This is a genomic window from Kitasatospora sp. NPDC051702 (assembly GCF_040681575.1).
Classification (GTDB): domain Bacteria; phylum Actinomycetota; class Actinomycetes; order Streptomycetales; family Streptomycetaceae; genus Kitasatospora.
On record NZ_JBFAZB010000087.1, the window covers coordinates 1 to 14,502 of the forward strand.

14 protein-coding genes and 1 pseudogene are annotated in these 14,502 nt (G+C 74.4%); 6 read left to right on the forward strand and 9 right to left on the reverse strand.

The genetic code is table 11. From position 1 onward, the window contains the following. The 4 genes and pseudogenes from AB0N04_RS37965 to AB0N04_RS37980 all read left to right on the forward strand — a co-directional run. Window positions 1–123 (forward strand): annotated as a pseudogene (locus tag AB0N04_RS37965) (NmrA family transcriptional regulator); the annotation flags it as partial. 82 nt (window positions 124–205) lie between these two features. Further along, entirely contained in the window at window positions 206–847 is a 642-nt protein-coding gene (locus AB0N04_RS37970) for a hemerythrin domain-containing protein (RefSeq protein ID WP_360223499.1), read from the forward strand. Between the two features lie 205 nt (window positions 848–1,052). Further along, the gene (locus tag AB0N04_RS37975) at window positions 1,053–1,661 is read left to right on the forward strand and encodes an anthrone oxygenase family protein (protein ID WP_363365720.1); all 609 of its coding nucleotides are present in this window, start codon (window positions 1,053–1,055) and stop codon (window positions 1,659–1,661) included. A gap of 339 nt (window positions 1,662–2,000) precedes the next feature. Further along, the gene (locus AB0N04_RS37980) at window positions 2,001–2,387 is read left to right on the forward strand and encodes a hypothetical protein (RefSeq protein WP_360222734.1); all 387 of its coding nucleotides are present in this window, start codon (window positions 2,001–2,003) and stop codon (window positions 2,385–2,387) included. Between the two features lie 85 nt (window positions 2,388–2,472). Here AB0N04_RS37980 and AB0N04_RS37985 read toward each other — a convergent pair whose 3' ends face one another. From AB0N04_RS37985 to AB0N04_RS37995, 3 genes are all read right to left on the reverse strand, one after another. After that, entirely contained in the window at window positions 2,473–3,807 is a 1,335-nt protein-coding gene (locus tag AB0N04_RS37985) for a M64 family metallopeptidase (protein ID WP_360222731.1), read from the reverse strand. A 196-nt stretch (window positions 3,808–4,003) separates the two neighbouring features. After that, window positions 4,004–6,175: a caspase family protein gene (locus tag AB0N04_RS37990; RefSeq protein WP_360222728.1), complete on the reverse strand. Its 2,172-nt coding sequence runs from the start codon at window positions 6,173–6,175 to the stop codon at window positions 4,004–4,006. Continuing rightward, the gene (locus AB0N04_RS37995) at window positions 6,168–6,518 is read right to left on the reverse strand and encodes a hypothetical protein (RefSeq protein WP_360222726.1); all 351 of its coding nucleotides are present in this window, start codon (window positions 6,516–6,518) and stop codon (window positions 6,168–6,170) included. Before AB0N04_RS37995 ends, AB0N04_RS37990 begins: the two co-directional genes overlap by 8 nt. A 411-nt stretch (window positions 6,519–6,929) precedes the next feature. Between AB0N04_RS37995 and AB0N04_RS38000 the strand changes: the two genes are divergently transcribed. After that, complete coding sequence (locus AB0N04_RS38000; RefSeq protein ID WP_360222723.1) at window positions 6,930–7,271, forward strand: hypothetical protein; 342 nt, start codon at window positions 6,930–6,932, stop codon at window positions 7,269–7,271. Between the two features lie 172 nt (window positions 7,272–7,443). Here AB0N04_RS38000 and AB0N04_RS38005 read toward each other — a convergent pair whose 3' ends face one another. After that, window positions 7,444–9,375 carry a putative Ig domain-containing protein gene (locus AB0N04_RS38005; RefSeq protein ID WP_360222740.1) on the reverse strand — a complete coding sequence of 644 codons (1,932 nt, stop codon included), beginning with the start codon at window positions 9,373–9,375 and terminating at the stop codon, window positions 7,444–7,446. Window positions 9,376–9,871: 496 nt separating this feature from the next. Between AB0N04_RS38005 and AB0N04_RS38010 the strand changes: the two genes are divergently transcribed. Beyond that, window positions 9,872–10,789 carry an SAM-dependent methyltransferase gene (locus AB0N04_RS38010; RefSeq protein WP_360222720.1) on the forward strand — a complete coding sequence of 306 codons (918 nt, stop codon included), beginning with the start codon at window positions 9,872–9,874 and terminating at the stop codon, window positions 10,787–10,789. 135 nt (window positions 10,790–10,924) lie between these two features. Here AB0N04_RS38010 and AB0N04_RS38015 read toward each other — a convergent pair whose 3' ends face one another. The 5 genes from AB0N04_RS38015 to AB0N04_RS38035 all read right to left on the reverse strand — a co-directional run bounded on the left by AB0N04_RS38015 (window position 10,925) and on the right by AB0N04_RS38035 (window position 14,273). Beyond that, entirely contained in the window at window positions 10,925–11,455 is a 531-nt protein-coding gene (locus AB0N04_RS38015) for a MarR family winged helix-turn-helix transcriptional regulator (RefSeq protein WP_360222717.1), read from the reverse strand. Next, entirely contained in the window at window positions 11,452–11,964 is a 513-nt protein-coding gene (locus AB0N04_RS38020) for a MarR family transcriptional regulator (RefSeq protein WP_360222714.1), read from the reverse strand. Before AB0N04_RS38020 ends, AB0N04_RS38015 begins: the two co-directional genes overlap by 4 nt. Window positions 11,965–12,070: 106 nt before the next feature. Beyond that, window positions 12,071–12,487 carry a hypothetical protein gene (locus AB0N04_RS38025; RefSeq protein ID WP_360222711.1) on the reverse strand — a complete coding sequence of 139 codons (417 nt, stop codon included), beginning with the start codon at window positions 12,485–12,487 and terminating at the stop codon, window positions 12,071–12,073. A gap of 323 nt (window positions 12,488–12,810) precedes the next feature. Further along, a complete protein-coding gene (locus AB0N04_RS38030; RefSeq protein ID WP_360222708.1) occupies window positions 12,811–13,791 on the reverse strand; it encodes an alpha/beta hydrolase in 981 nt (326 codons plus the stop codon). Continuing rightward, window positions 13,788–14,273, reverse strand: coding sequence for an SRPBCC family protein (locus AB0N04_RS38035; protein WP_360222706.1), 486 nt, complete (start codon window positions 14,271–14,273; stop codon window positions 13,788–13,790). Before AB0N04_RS38035 ends, AB0N04_RS38030 begins: the two co-directional genes overlap by 4 nt. Between the last annotated feature and the right edge of the window lie 229 nt (window positions 14,274–14,502).

Sequence of the window (14,502 nt, forward strand, 5' to 3'; positions counted from 1 at the left end):
GTGATCCTGGACGGGCGCAACGCCTCGTTGGGGGACGGGGTGCGGCGGGCGCTGGGGCGGGAGCCGCGGGACTTCGCGGACTACGCGCGGGAGGCGGCCGCCACCGGAGTCTGGGACGTGTGAGCCGGCCCGCCGGGGGCGGGTCGTCGGAGCCGCCCCCGGGCGGGTGTTGATCGTGTGACGAAACCACTGTGGAGGTCGTGTCATGTCGGATCGCAAGACGGTCTGGTCGAGTGAACAGGGAATCGGCGCCCTGCCCGCGCAGCTGCGGGGCTTCGGGCTGATGCACGTCGCCATGCGGCGCGACGCCGCCCGGCTGAGGGCGGCGGCCGCCCGGAGCGCGTCCCCGGCGGCGCTGGCGGACTGGTTCGGGCGGCTGCGGGCCGTGATCGACTGGCACCACCACAGTGAGGACGAGATCCTCTGGCCGTACCTGCGCCGGCAGGTGGCCGGCTTCGACGGCGGCGGCGTGCTGGAGCAGGACCACGAGGAGCTCGAGCGGGCCATGGGCCGGGTGGCGCAGCTGCTCGGCGCCGGCCGCGGCACCGAACTCCCCGCGGCTGCGACCGGGTTCGAGGAGCTGATCCGCGAACACCTGGGCCACGAGGAGCCGGTGGTCTTCCCCGCGCTCGCGGACCTCCCGGTCGACGAGTACCTGCGGGTGGAGCGCCGGATCATCCAGAGCGCCCCGACGCAGGTGATGACGTACCTGCAGCCGTGGATGTTCGACGGTGCCGACCAGGCCTCCGTGCGGGCCGTCTCGGCGACCATCCCGGCCCCGGTGCGGCTGCTCGGCCGCACCGTCCTGGAGCGCCGCTACCGGCGCACCCTCGCCCCGGTGCTCTGAGACCCGGGGGCGTCCGGGAGGCGTGGCCGTGGTGGTCGCGGAGGCGTGCCACCGGGGCGCAACCGGCCGCAAGCGCCGTGCCGGGTGGGGCCGTTCCGGTTGTCGCGGTTCCGTTGCGCGCCGAACCGCACGGTGGGGGGTGTCGTGGTTTCCGCTGTTTCGCCGGTGCCGCCCCCGCGGGCCGGGTGAGTGAAGGGTTCCTGTGATGCGTTCGGATCAGACGTCGGCGCCGCTGTCCTACCCGTCCCCGACGGCCATCGGCCGACTCGGCCAGGGAGCCCCGGTGCACGGCGTGCCCGGCGGTCCGAGCCGCGCCACCGGGCCGGTCCTGGTGGCTGCGACGATCGCCATGGGCCTGATGGCGGGCCTGTTCTTCGCCTTCGACGTGTCCGTGATGCCGGGCCTGGCGGCCGGCGACGACCGGACGTACGTGACGGCGATGCAGCACATCAACAAGTCGATCGAGAACGGCATGTTCGGCCTGGTCTTCGTCGGCGCCTTCGTGGCGACGGGCGTGGCGGCCTGGCTGCAGCACAAGGCCGGCCGGCGCCAGGCGGCGCTGTGGGCGGGCGCCGCCACGCTGCTGTACGTGGTGGCGCTGATGGTGACGATGGGCGTCAACATCCCGCTCAACAACCAGCTCGCGGCGGCCGGAGACCCGGCGAAGATCACCGACTTCGCCTCGGTGCGGGACAAGTTCGAGGGCACCTGGGTCGCCTCCAACATGCTCCGGACGCTGCTCTGCACGGCCGGCCTGGCCGCGCTGACCCGGGCGCTGGTCCTGCACGGGCGGTTCGGCCGCGCCGGGCGCTGAGCCGCCAGGACCGCGCCCCCGGAGGGCCCGGCACGCCGTCACCGGTGTGCCGGGCCCGTCCGCGTGCCGGGGTGCCGCGGTGCCGGGGGCGCAGCTGCCCCCGGTCCGGCCCGTCGCCGGCCCCGTTCCGCGGGGCGCTGCACGCGGCGGATGCGCCGGGGCGTGCGCCGGTGCGCCGGGCCGGTGCCTTCGGTCAAGTCTCCTGGGGCGTCCTGGACTTGGCGATTCCGGGGGTGTGGGTGGAGCATGGGCGGGCCCGGGTCGTCGCGGCGCGTCCGCGCCCACGCTGCCGGGGCGTTCACCGGTCGAGTGTCGGTGTGCCGGAAGGGGGCGAGGTCGATGGGACCAGTGGTGCGTCCGTTCGTGGTCCGGGGGAGAGCGGTTCCCCTGGCCAGGTACCTGGCGGAGGAGGACATCGAGGGACTGGTGGCGTGCTCGTGCATCGGGAACGAGGTCACGATCGACCTCGCGGACACCCGGATCCTGGTCACCCTGGCCGAGGTGAACGGGATGGTGCGGCTCAACTTCGACATGGTCCAGGACGGCCCGGCCAAGGCCCGCTCGTGGTCCCGGCGGCTGCCGGCCGGCTCCGGCCCCGGTGAGCTCGCCGGGCGCATAGCCCTGGACGTCCGCACGCTCGTTCGGGAGCTGGCCCCGCTGCGGCGCAACCCGCCGCGCGGTCCGGAATCCGGGGTGCCCCGGCCACGGACCGGTCCGGGGTCCTGACCGGTCCGCGGCACCGAGCGGGGGCCGGCCCGCCAGCACGACCGCGCCGCCGGGCCCGCCCCCGCTCAGTGCCTGCCGTCCGGGATCAGAGCGTCACCAGCCAGGACAGGCTGGCGGTCAGGTTCTCCCGCAGGTCCGGGTCGGCCACCGCCGGCGTGGGGTCGGTGGCGACGGCGGTCAGCAGGTACGGGAGCCGGGGGAACGGGCGGTGCGCCGACGGGCGGACGGCGGCGAGGTCCAGGGCGGTGCGCCCGCGGAGCTCGGTCAGCTCGCGCCCGTCCAGGTACCAGCGCAGGCGGGTGCCCGTGACGGGAAGGTCGACGGACAGGTGGTCGGCCGCGGTGAGCCAGGTGTCGGTCGGCGTGGCGCTGGTCAGCGGGGTGGCGTGGCGGTAGAAGCCGGCGATCATCGCCTCCCGCCCGGGCAGGTTGAACTCCCGGCCGAGCGACCGCATGATCGAGTTCTCGGTCGGCCGGTACAGCCCCGCCGGGTAGTAGCCGCCGCCCTCGTAGGTGCCGACCGTCCCGCCGTCGGGGGAGGTCCGGCCGAGCCAGCGCGACCACTTGGTGCCCTGTTCGCGCATCCGGTCGGCGGTGAGCGTGCTGATGTTGGCCTCGGCCGGTTCGGCGCCCTGGTACGTCCCCTGGCCGTCGTAGGCGTACTCGTCGGCGAGCTTGCCCAGGGAGTGGCCGGTCTCGTGCACCGCGATCTGCCCGGACCTGGCGTTGCCGCCGGCCACCGTCGCGATCCCCTCGTAGCCGAGCGGGGAGGTGAGGTCGTTGTAGCCCGCTCCGCCGTACTTGGCGCTGTTGGCCACCACGAGGACCAGGTCGGCCTGCGGCGCCTTGGCCGCGTAGCGGTCGACGGCCTTGTCGTCCACGCAGAGCAGCCGTTCGACGCCGTCGCACCAGAAGTACGCGCCGAGCGCGGTGTGCCGCACGGTGCCCTGGTCCGGATCGCCGGAGACGCCCGACTCCGGCGAGACGGCGGAGACCGCCCAGACGTTGAACAGCCCGCGGTACGTGGCGTAGGGCTCGACGGCGGTGATCTCCCGCCACTTCTCGGCGGCGTCGGCGCGGAACCTGTCCTGTTCCTCGGCGGTGTAGCCGTCCCCGATCACCACCACGTCCAGCTTGTCGGCCGGAGCGCCGTTGCGGACGAGTGCGGTGACGTCGCCGTCACCCTTCGGCGGCGCGATACCCGGGGCCGGGGGTGCGGTGAAGGGGGAGGCGCCGGGGACGGTCGTCCGCGAGATGGTGCCGTCCTCGGTGAACGCCTCCACCTGGTGGCGGGTGGCGGTGGGCGGGTTGGGTGCGGGCGGCGCCGCCGGTGCGGCCAGTGCCGGGGTGGCGCCGAGGAGCGCGGCGGCGAGGGCGGAGGCGAGCAGGGGCACGGCGGTCCTGGTGCGGTGGGTGGGCACGGTGGTCCTCCTGGGGTGGGGTGTCGGACTCGACCATGCCCATGTCCCGGACCTGACAATCCGTCGGGGCGTGAAGGCCGAATCCGGCGCGGCGCCGATCCGGCGGGGCGGCTCGGGGCCCGCGGGGCGGGTCCCGCCCGTGCCCGGTCCGGAGGAAACCCGGATCGGGCACGGGCGGGTCGACGGGGCGGGCTCGTCAGACCGTCGCGAAGCCCCAGGCGGCGGCGGACGCGATGAGCCAGCACAGCACGCCCACGGGCATCGTCACCCAGGGGGAGAGCTCCGCCTGCACGAAGATGCTGGACCCCATCCAGGAGGTGAAGCCGATCACCGCGGGTGCGCCCCACAGGACCCCGGGGTTCTCCAGGCGCGCCAGGACGCCGCCCAGGACGGCGACGCTGGTCCCCACGCCGATCAGCAGGGCCACCAGCACCATCTCCCACCGGTCGTAGAGGGGGACGTCGGCCCGGTGGCCGTGGTAGGAGGTCTCGACCACGTGGCCCAGCCAGACCTTGAGGTCCACCTCCGTGCCGGACGCCACGTCGTCGTAGAACCGCTTCCCGACCGTGTAGGTCTCGGTGCCGGAGGCCGTGTCCCGGAGCACCGAGATCTTGTACGCGGTCGAGGCCTCGCCGTCCTCCGAGAACGTCGCCGTGACCCGCCCGGTCTCCGGCTTGAGGCAGTCCACCCCCGCCGCGAGCCCCGGGCTGCCGCAGGCCGGGGCGCCCTGGTGCGCCGTCACCCGGACGCTCTCGTCGAGGAACCGGGCGAAGCCCACACCGACCACGGACAGCCCGATCAGCAGGAGCAGGCCCTGGGTCAGCACCCTGCCGACGGGCACCGGTGCACGCCGGGGCGGCCGTGGGCGCGACGGCCCGGCCGACTGCGGCCGGGCGACGGGGACGGCGGTGCGTCCCGCTTCCGGACCGGGGGCCGTCGCCAGCGCGAGCACCGGCGACGGGGCGGCCGCGGCCACCACCGGATCCGCGTCGGCCGGGGGAGGGGGCTCGCCGTCCGCCGGGTCCATCAGCCGCTGGACCTGGAGCCGCAGGACGCCCAGTTCCCGGCCGAGCGAGTCCGCCTCGCGCCGGATCTCGACGAGGTCCGACTCCCGGGTGTGGGCGAAGGCGACAGCCGCCGCGAGCCTGCGGTCCTTCTCCTCGGAGGACTCCTGCAGGCGGCGGCTGCGCGCCTCCTCGGCGATGAGCCGCGCCGCCAACCGGGAGGCCTCCCGGACGGCCAGGGCCCGGTCCGCGAGGCGGCCGCGCCGCTCGTCGTCCCGCTCCCTGGTCAGTACCGTGACCTCGTGCCGGAGCTGTTCGGTGACCTCCTGCAGGTAGACGACCTGCACGGCGGGCAGCGGGCTCTCGCGTAGCTCCGTCAGGCGCAGCTCGTGCAGGGTGCCGAGGAGGCCCGGGGGCAGGGGGACGCCGTGCCGCTCCAGGGCGGCGAGGAAGGCGTCGACGAAGTCGCGCGGGGCGATCGCCGTGCCCGACAGGTAGGACGAGACCTCCTCCGGTGAGCGGCCGCTCTCCTGCGCCAGCTGCTCCAGGGTGACGTCACGGTGGAGCCGGCCCCGGGCGAAGGCGGCGGCCAGGGCCGTGGCGAACGGTGACCGGTGGGCGGCGTTGCGGGTGAAGGCGAACAGGTTCGCGGAATCGGTGCCGAGCTGGTTGGGCGGCGGCAGTGCCCGCTGCCTCAGCCGGTCCTGAAGGTGCGGGTACAGGGCGCCGAGGGTGAGCCAGACGGGCCCGCCGGGCATGCCGTCCCGGATCAGCTCCAGCAGCGTCCCGGTGAAGGAGGTGGTCGCCTCGGCCTGCTCGCTCAGCGGGACGACGTGGGCGGCCCGGTCGCTGGCGACGAGGATGTACGCCCCGCGGATGTGTGCGGCCCCGGCCGGGTCCGCCCCCGCGGCCAGCGCCTCGATGGCGCGGCCCGAGTAGCAGCAGTCCAGCACCACGACCTTGACCTTGGCCGGACTGTCCAGGAACACCTCGCGGACCCGGTCGTACACCAGTCCGCCCGCGTCGGGGTGATCGGGGTTGGTGTCCGTCAGCGTCAGGCAGAGCTGGCCGCGCGGCAGGATCACACCGTGCCCGACGTAGTAGAGCAGCAGCACTCCGCGGGTCTCCCGGGCCAGTTCGCGCAGCTGCGGGAGCAGCTCGCGGATGTCGCTGGGATCGGGGATGGCGGTGATCCGGTCCGGCGGCCAGCCGCACAGCCGGGGGTCGGTCAGCACCTGCTCCACGGCGGTCAGGCTGTTGAGGGCGGCCGGCAGCGGCTGGAAGCCGCTGCGCCGGTAGGTGCCCGTACCGATCAGGATCGCTCGGGAGTTCGCGAAGTCGGGTGGCTCGGGTCGGTCAGTCATCGCCGCCGCTCAGCACCTCGCGCAGGAGCGGGGTGACGTCCTCGGGCTTGAGCCCCCGGACGTCCAGCGTGACCGTGCGGGCCGGGGTCGTGACGGTGACCGTCACGTCCGTGCGACGGGTCCGCAGCCAGGTCGAGAGCGATCCGGCGAGGACGGCGCCCGCGCCCCCGCTGCCCAGTGCCACCTCCAGCACCTCGACGGCCCCGCCCAGTTCGCCCTCGGCGGGTGCCGTCGGCACCGCCCGGACCAGCCCGACCAGTTCGCGCTCGTGGCGCAGCCACTCCCACAGCTCGGCCGTCTCCCGGACCTCGTCGCCGCCCGTGACCGCTATGCGTGCGTCCATGTTCTCCCCACCTGCTTCACCGGTGTCCGACGTGACCCGGGCCCGTCCCGGGCACGGAGGGGATGATGCCAGGACGGCACCTCCGATGTGGTCGACTCGGCCCTTTTGCGGCGGAATCGCGCAGGCGCACGGAACGGTGCCAGCGGCGGTGCGAACGGCCGTGCGACGGACGGGTTTCGGCCGTTCCCGGCCCGGGCGGGGCGCCCCAGCCGTCCGTCCAGCGGCGTTCCGCCCCCGAGGTGAGCCGGCGGCGGGCCGAACCGGCTGTCCGGGGCGGGTCGGGTGCATTTCCCGCCGCCATATGCTCCCCGGTGCGCCGGATCCCTAGAGTCGCCGCAGACAGAGCGCCGGACGGGGACCTGGCCCCGCCCGGCGCGCCCGCGCGCTCCACCGACCACGAGGGCGGACCACGTGAACAACCGGATCAGGAACAGGGTCGCCGGCAGCCTGGTGGCCGCCGCCACCGTCGCGGCCCTGGGCCTCGCGGCGGCCCCGGCCGCTCAGGCGCAGACCGCCGCGCCGGCCTCGCTGCAGAGCGTCAACTGCAGCACCGGGACCTTCGGCACCTCAGGGAACCAGCAGTACTTCAACATCTCCTGCTCGGCCACCGGGACCACCAAGTGGTGGGTCAACGTGAGCTGTTCGGACGGATCGACCCGCACCGTCGGCCCGTACACCACCTTCCTGAACGTGCGCGTCTTCTGCCCGCCGAACACCAACGCGCTGCGTGGCTGGGTGAGTTACACGAACTGAACCGACTCGACCGCCTGGACCGCCTGGACCGCCTGGACCGCCTGGACCGCCTGGGCCGACGGAACCGCGTCCCGGCGGCCGTGCCGGACCGGCCGACGGCCCGGCACACCGATCGGTGCGCCGGGCCGTCCACCGGGTCCCGTCGTGCGACCCGTTGGCCTCCGTCAGGAGGTCAGGAGGTGGTGAGGGAGGTGTCGTCGACCACGAAGCTGGTCTGGAGGGAGGAGTCCTCGACGCCGTTGAACTTCACGGTGACGCTCTGGCCCGCGTAGGACGAGAGGTCGAAGGTGCGCAGCTGGTAGCCGGCCGCGGCGTCCACGTTGCTGTAGGTCTTCAGCGCGGTGCCGTTGGCCGAGACGGTCAGCTTGTCGTACACGGTGCTGCCGGTCTCGGCGGTGTCGATGTGGAGCCAGAAGCTCAGCGTCGCCTTGCAGCCGGCCGGGATGGTGACGGTCTGGGCGAGCGAGTCGGTGTGGCTGGAGCCGTAGCCGTTCAGCCAGGCCTTCCAGGAGCCGCCGTGGGCCGCCTGCGAGGAGCTGTTGTCGACGACGCCCGCAGTGGCCGTCCAGGGGGAGGCGCTGCCGGTCTCGAAGCCGGGGTTGCCGAGCAGCTGGGTGCCGGTGCAGCCGCCGCCGGTGCCGGTGACCGTCCAGCCGAAGGTGGTCGAGCCGCCGGCACCGGTGGTGTCGGTGGCGGTGACCGTCACGGTGGAGTTGCCGGCGCTGCTCGGGGTGCCGGTGATCAGACCGGTGGAGGCGTTGATCGCGAGGCCGGCGGGCAGGCCGCTGGCGCCGTACGTGAGGGTCTGGCCGGAGGCTGAGTCGGTGGCGTGGATCTGCAGGCTGACGGCGGAGCCCTGGGAGGTGCTCTGGTTGCCGGGGTTGGTGACGGTGACGGTGTTCCCGCCGCCGCTGCCGCCGTTGGTGAAGGCGGCGGTGCCGTTGGGGGTGCCGAGGCCGGTCGGGCCGTCGTAGCCGCTGCCGGCGGTGCACAGGTACGACGGGGAGCAGCTGCCGTTGGCGCCGCTGGTCACGTCGTAGAGCGACGCGGTGTGGGCGTAGGGGTAGGAGGCCGGGGTGGTGCCGGCGGCCGGGGTGCCCGCGAGGGCGTAGACCGCGGCGATGATCGGCGAGGAGGCGCTGGTGCCGCCGTAGACGTTCCAGCCGGAGCCGCCGTAGGTCTGGTAGACGGCGACGCCGGTGGCCGGGTCGGCGACGGCGGAGACGTCGGCGACGGTGCGCTTGCCGCAGCCGGTGTCCTTCTGCCAGCTGGGCTTGGGGTCGTAGGCGGAGCAGCCCGAGCCGGCGCCGTTGCCGCCCGAGGTGCTGCCCCAGACCTTCTCGCTCCAACCACGGCTGGTGGAGGCCCGGTTGAGGCTGGTGCCGCCGACGGCGGTGACGTACTGGGAGGCGGCGGGGTACTCGACGCCGTAGCCGGAGTCACCGGAGGAGACGGTGATGGCGACGCCCGGGTGGTTGAAGTAGCTGGAGTCGGAGCTCGGGTCGGTCGAGTCCTCCGAGCCGCCGTAGCTGTTGGAGACGTACTTGGCGCCCATCGAGACGGCGGTGTTGACGGCGGCGCCGAGGTTGTCCATGGAGGCGTCGTCGGACTCGACCAGCAGGATGTGGCAGTTGGGGCAGACCGCACTCACCATGTCGACGTCGAGGGAGATCTCGCCGGCCCAGCCGCTGTCGGCGGTCGGGTAGCTGGTCCCGCCGCGCTGGTCGACCTTCCGGAAGCAGCCGTTGGCGGTGGTGCAGGCCGGCAGGCCGTACTGGGAGCGGTAGGCGGCGAGGTCGGACTCGGCGTTCGGGTCGTCCTGGGCGTCCACGATGGCGACGGTGGCGCCGGACCCGGCCGAGGTGGGCAGGTTGTACGCGGCGGCGAGGTCGGTGGGGCCGTAGCCGGAGGGGTTGATGTCCGGCGCCAGGGAGGCCTGCTGGGGCAGGTCGGTGCGGGCGAGGGCCAGACAGGCCATCTGGCCGGGGCGGGTCGGGGCGGCGCAGAGCCGCTTGGTGGCGACGCCGGAGTGCGCGGCACCGCTCGCGGGCGCCGAGGCGGTGGCCGTGGGGGCGGTGACCGCGAGCAGGCCGGTGGCGGCCATCGCCAGGGCGGGCAGGGCGGCGAGCAGTCCGCGGGCCCGGTGCGGGCGCGGGCTGCCGGGGGAGTGGAAGCGCAAGAGTCGACCCTCCGTGGGGGGTGGGAGCGCGGGCCGGTGACGGCATGGGGTTCGCCGGGTACGGGCTCGGACCCGTGCTGACGGGATCTCGGCACGTGCTGGCCGGGCTGCGGCGGTGGCCGCGGGCTCGGCGGTGTGCTCGCGCTGTACAGAGGTGGGGGCGCCCCCAGGAGTGGAACCTCAGGTTCATGACATGCGACGGCACGTCAGGAAGCGCACCACTTCACGGCGTTGCCGAGTGGCGTGGCCATGAGGTTAACGACGGGCCGACGGCGGCTACAAGGCGCTGCCCGCCGCCTTTACCGGGCCTTGCCCATCAATTTCCGAGCGGCAGAGACGACGCGGGCCCGCTGCCCCGCCGCGGCCGCCGGGAACCCCCCGACCCGGCCCGGGGATGTTCGGGCGCGGTAGATTCCCGGCCATGACGACCACCGACCCGACCGCTGCCGACCCGACGTCCAACTTCCCTTCGGGCGGGGGAGCTTCGAGCGACGGCTCTTCGCGTACCGGCCCTGCGGGCGCCGATCCGACGGCCGCCGGCCCGCTGAGCCCGGTCTCCCGCACCGCGCTGGCCGTCGCCCTGGTGCGCGCCTACGAGAGCTCCCGCCCCGACCCGCTGTTCGTCGACCGCTACGCCGCCGCCTTCGTCGAGGCCTCCGCCGTGCCGGTGCCCACCGCGGGCCCCGACAGCCCCTTCGCGCGCCGGCTGGTCGTCCACGGGATCCTGCGCACCCGTTTCTACGACGACCGCCTGCGCGCGGCGGGCACGGACCAGGTCGTCCTGCTCGCGGCGGGCCTCGACGCCCGCGCCTACCGGATCGACTGGCCGGCCGGCACCAGGCTGTTCGAGCTCGACCTCGCCCCCGTCCTCGCCTTCAAGCAGCAGGTCCTCGACGGGCTCGGCGCCGCCCCCGCCTGCGAGCGCACCGCCCTGCCCGGCGACCTGCTGGACGGGGAGTGGCCGCGCCGCCTCGTCGAGGCCGGCTTCGACCCGCAACGGCCCACCGCCTGGCTGGCGGAGGGCCTGCTGGTCTACCTCACCGCGGAGGAGGCCGCCGGCCTGCTCGGCGCCGTCGGGGAGCTCTCCGCGCCGGGCAGCCGGCTGCTGCTGGAGAAGGGCCGGGACGTCGCGAGCACCCCGCAGGACCCCTCGCTCGCCCACATCACCGACCTCTGGCAGGGCGGGCTCGGAACCGGTACCCACGAGTGGCTCGACGCCCACGGCTGGAGCACCCGGGTCACCCTGCTCGACGAGGTGGCGGCCGGTCTCGGCCGGCCGTTGCCGGCCGGCTCCGGGCCCACCACGAGCGGTTTCGTGGAGGCCGTCCGGACGCCCTGACCCCGCCCGCTCGGCCTGCTCCGGCGGAGCCCTTGGACGCCCCGTCGGAGCCTCGGGTGCCTCGGGCGGGCCCTTCGGGCCCTTCGGGCCGTGACAGGCCGTGACAGGCCCTGACAGGCCCGTCCTGACAGGGCCTCAGGCGCGGTCCAGCTCGGCGTTCGCCCGGTCGGTGACCAGCGTCAGGACCCGGCCCGCGACCGCCAGGTCCTCCGGCGGGATGCCGTCGTACAGGCGGGCGGAGACCTCGGCGGTCTCGGCGGCCGCGCGCTCGTACCGCTCGAGCCCGGCGGCCGTGAGCCGCACCCGGGAGGCGTCCGCCGGGTCCTGCTCCAGCAGGCCGGCGGCGGCCGCCTCCTCGACGACGCCGCGGACGAGGGTCTCGTCGGTCTTCAGCGAACCGGCGACGTCCGCGACGAGCTCGTCCCGGCCGATGGAGCCGGTGGTGACGGAGCCGGTGGTGACGGAGCCGGGGCCGACGGGGATGCTGTCGACGGAACCGCCGACGACGACGGCCCGGAACAGCACGTTCTGGTGGAAGGTGAGGCCGTGCCGGTCCAGCACGCCCTCCAGGACGGCGCGCGCGGCGTGGTGCGCCAGGGCGACGACCCGGCCGTTGGCGGCGGGGGTGGTGGCGGGGGTCGGGGTGGGGGTCGGGGTGGGGGTCATGACTGCTCCTTCTCGGTGGTCGGCTCGGGCGGGCCGGGCGGATCGAGCGCGGTGGGCGGATCGAGCGGTACGTCCAGCAGGGTCGCCAGCTCGCTGGTGAACTGTCGTGCGCGCGAGCTGTCCTGACCTCCGAACGGCTCCAGGAGCCGCTCCAGCAGGCCCTGGACCACCGCGATCGCGCGGCCGGTGACCTCCAGCCCGTCCCCGGTCAGCGACAGCTGCACGGCGCGCGGGTCGTCCGGGTCGCGGGTGCGGGCGAGGAGCCCGGCGGACTCGAGGGCACGGGCGAGCTTGGAGACGTAGAGCGCCTCCAGGCCGGTGTGGTCGGCAAGTTGGCGCTGGCTGGGCCGCAGCCCGGAGCGGTGCATGCCGTGGAGCGAGGCCATCAGGGCGTACTGGGCGTGGGTCAGACCCAGGGGTGCGACCGCTCGGTCGACGGCCACCCGCCACTTCGTCGACAGGCGCCAGACCAGGAATCCCGCGGTGGCGCGTTCGGGTGCTGAACTCATGTCAGTTACGGTACATGGCTACTATGTCCATGGCTACTATCTTCCCGGACGGAGGCGTCCGAGCCGGGGAACCAGATCCAGGCCTCCCCGGGGGACGCCTCCCGAGCTACCCCTCGCCGGCGGTCGGAGGCTCCGCCACGGCAGGAGTCCCGCCCGCGGCCTCGCCGACGGCCGGAGCCTCGACCACGGCGGAGGCCAGCAGCCGGACGTCGTACTCCGTCCAGCAGTCGGAGATCTCGACACCGACCTCGCTCCCGCACCCGGCGCACACGCGGTTCGGGCCGTCGATCCCGTCGAGCCGGCAGCACCCGTAACTCCGGCCCGACACTTCGGTCGGGTGCAGCAGCCCACCGTCCCCGGGATTGAGCACCAGGGCGGCGTCACTGCCGTCCAGCATCCGGCGGGGTTCCGGGTCGGACGCGTAGAACCCCGCCGGGACCGTCGACGGCCCGTAGGTGTAGTGGTCCCGCCCCTTCACCCTCGGCAGCGGGACCCACTCGCGGCGCCGAAGGGGCGGCGACAACGGGGCATCGCACTGTCGGCACCTGAACACGACGAGCACGCTCCTCCTCCTCTCGGCGCGCGGTGACCGGGCGCTCCGGAAGGCCGCTCCGCCGACGTGCCCCGAGCCTACGGTGCATGTCAAACGGGTTCCGGCCGCGGCCGTCAGCGGACGGGAGGAGGCCGATGCCCCGGCCGGGCCGACGTCATGACGCGTCGTCCGCGTCGTCCGCGTCGTCCGCGTCGTCCGCGCCGTCCGCGTGGCCCGTGCCGCCCGCGCTGGCCGTGCCGCCCGCGCCGTCGGCACTGTCAGAGCTGCCGGCGCGCCGCGGCGCGGGGCGGGTGTCAGCGAGCGGCGCGGGTGGCGAGGGCGCGGGCGTGCTCGGCCAGCTGCTGCGGGCACTCCAGCGGCAGCATGTGGCCGGCGTCGGCGATGGTGTGCAGCGTCGCCTGCGGGAGGTGCTGCTGGAGGGTGCGGCTGTGGGACGGGTCGACGATCTTGTCCAGGGTGCCGGTGACCACCGTGGTCGGCGTGTCGATCCGGGGGAGCCCGTCGCGCTGGTCCATGTCCTGCGTGGAGGCGAAGAAGGCGGCGCGGATCGCCGGCCGGGTGGTGGCGAACAGGTGCCGGCTCCGCTCGCGGGCCTCGAACGTCGCGGCCGGGCCGTGGGTCTTCCCGAGGAGCCTGCGGCCGAGCCACCCGATGCCGAGCGCCCGGCTGAACTTCTTGGAGCCCATCATGCTGACCTCGTTGGCCGGCGTCTCCTGGCCGTGGGCGGCGGTCGAGGCCAGCACCAGGCCCACCAGCCGGTCGGCGGCCGTCCCCGGCTGCTCGGCGTGCAGGCGCGCGGCGTACGCGAGCGCGGCGTAGCCGCCGCCTGAGTGGCCGACCACCACGACCGGGCGGGTCCCGGCGACGGCGTCCACCACCGCGCCGAGGTCCTGGGCGAGCCGCTCGATCGAGACGCTCCCGCTCTCGCCCGTCGACGTCGCGTGGCCGCGCTGGTCGTAACTGGCCACCGTGTGGCCGGCGCCGGCGAGGAGGGTCGCCGTGGTGTGCCAGACGGCGTGGCTCGCCGCCCAACCGTGGGCGAGCACGATCACCGGGTCCGCGTCCGGGGTGTCGGTCGCCTCGCCCTGCGCCGGCTCCCCGGCCGGGCGGTGCAGCGCGACGGTCAGCAGGGCACCGTCGTCGGTGCGGACGGTGAGGTCCGTGATCGCGACGGAGCGCGGGTCGGCGGGCAGGGCCGCGAGCCGCACCGGGGCCGAGCCCTGGGCCGTCCGGGCCTCCCGGAGCTTCCGGACCGGAGGGTGAGTGGTGGTCATCGGGCTCCTCCTGCGGCGGTGGTGAGGTGGGTGTTGAGGTGCTTGAAGGCGTTGTGGGTGGCGCTGGAGTGCTGGGCGGGGATGTCGGCGACCTTGGCGAGGAGCTTCAGCCAGCCGTGGGGGCTGGCGGTGAAGGTCATGGTGAGGCGGGTCTTGGTGTCGTCCTCAGTGGGGGTGAGGGTGAAGGTCGCCTGGCCGCGGAAGGCGCCGTCGGTGTAGTCCGCGGCGTAGTGCTCCCCGGGGGTGATGCGGGTCGTGGTCGCGGTGAACCGGAGCTTGGGGCCGCCCTTGTCGACGCCCTTGGTGTGGACGGTGACGAGGGTGGTGCCGCCCACGTGCTCGGGGCCGGTGCTGCCGGGCTCGAAGGTGTTGTGCGGGGTCCACCAGGTGGCGGCGCCGTTGAGTTCGGCGATGAGGGCCTTCCAGACCTGGGGGGCGGGGGCGTTGATGACGGCTTCGTCGACGAGGTCGTAGGCGTGCACGGGGCGGACTCCATCCGGGGGAGGGATTCGGGGGTGCGGTGCGGGAGGCCCGCAGATGGGCGGGCCTCCTGATCGCCGCGTGGTGCTGGGTCTCGGTGGCCGGCTGTGTTCCGACCTTTCCGGTTCTGGTTTTGGTTTTGGTGTGTGGGGTGGTTAGGGGTGGGTGTGGGTGGTGGTTTGGTAGTTGGTGAGGTCGAGGTGGCGGGTTTGGTTTTTGAAGCGGTAGGTG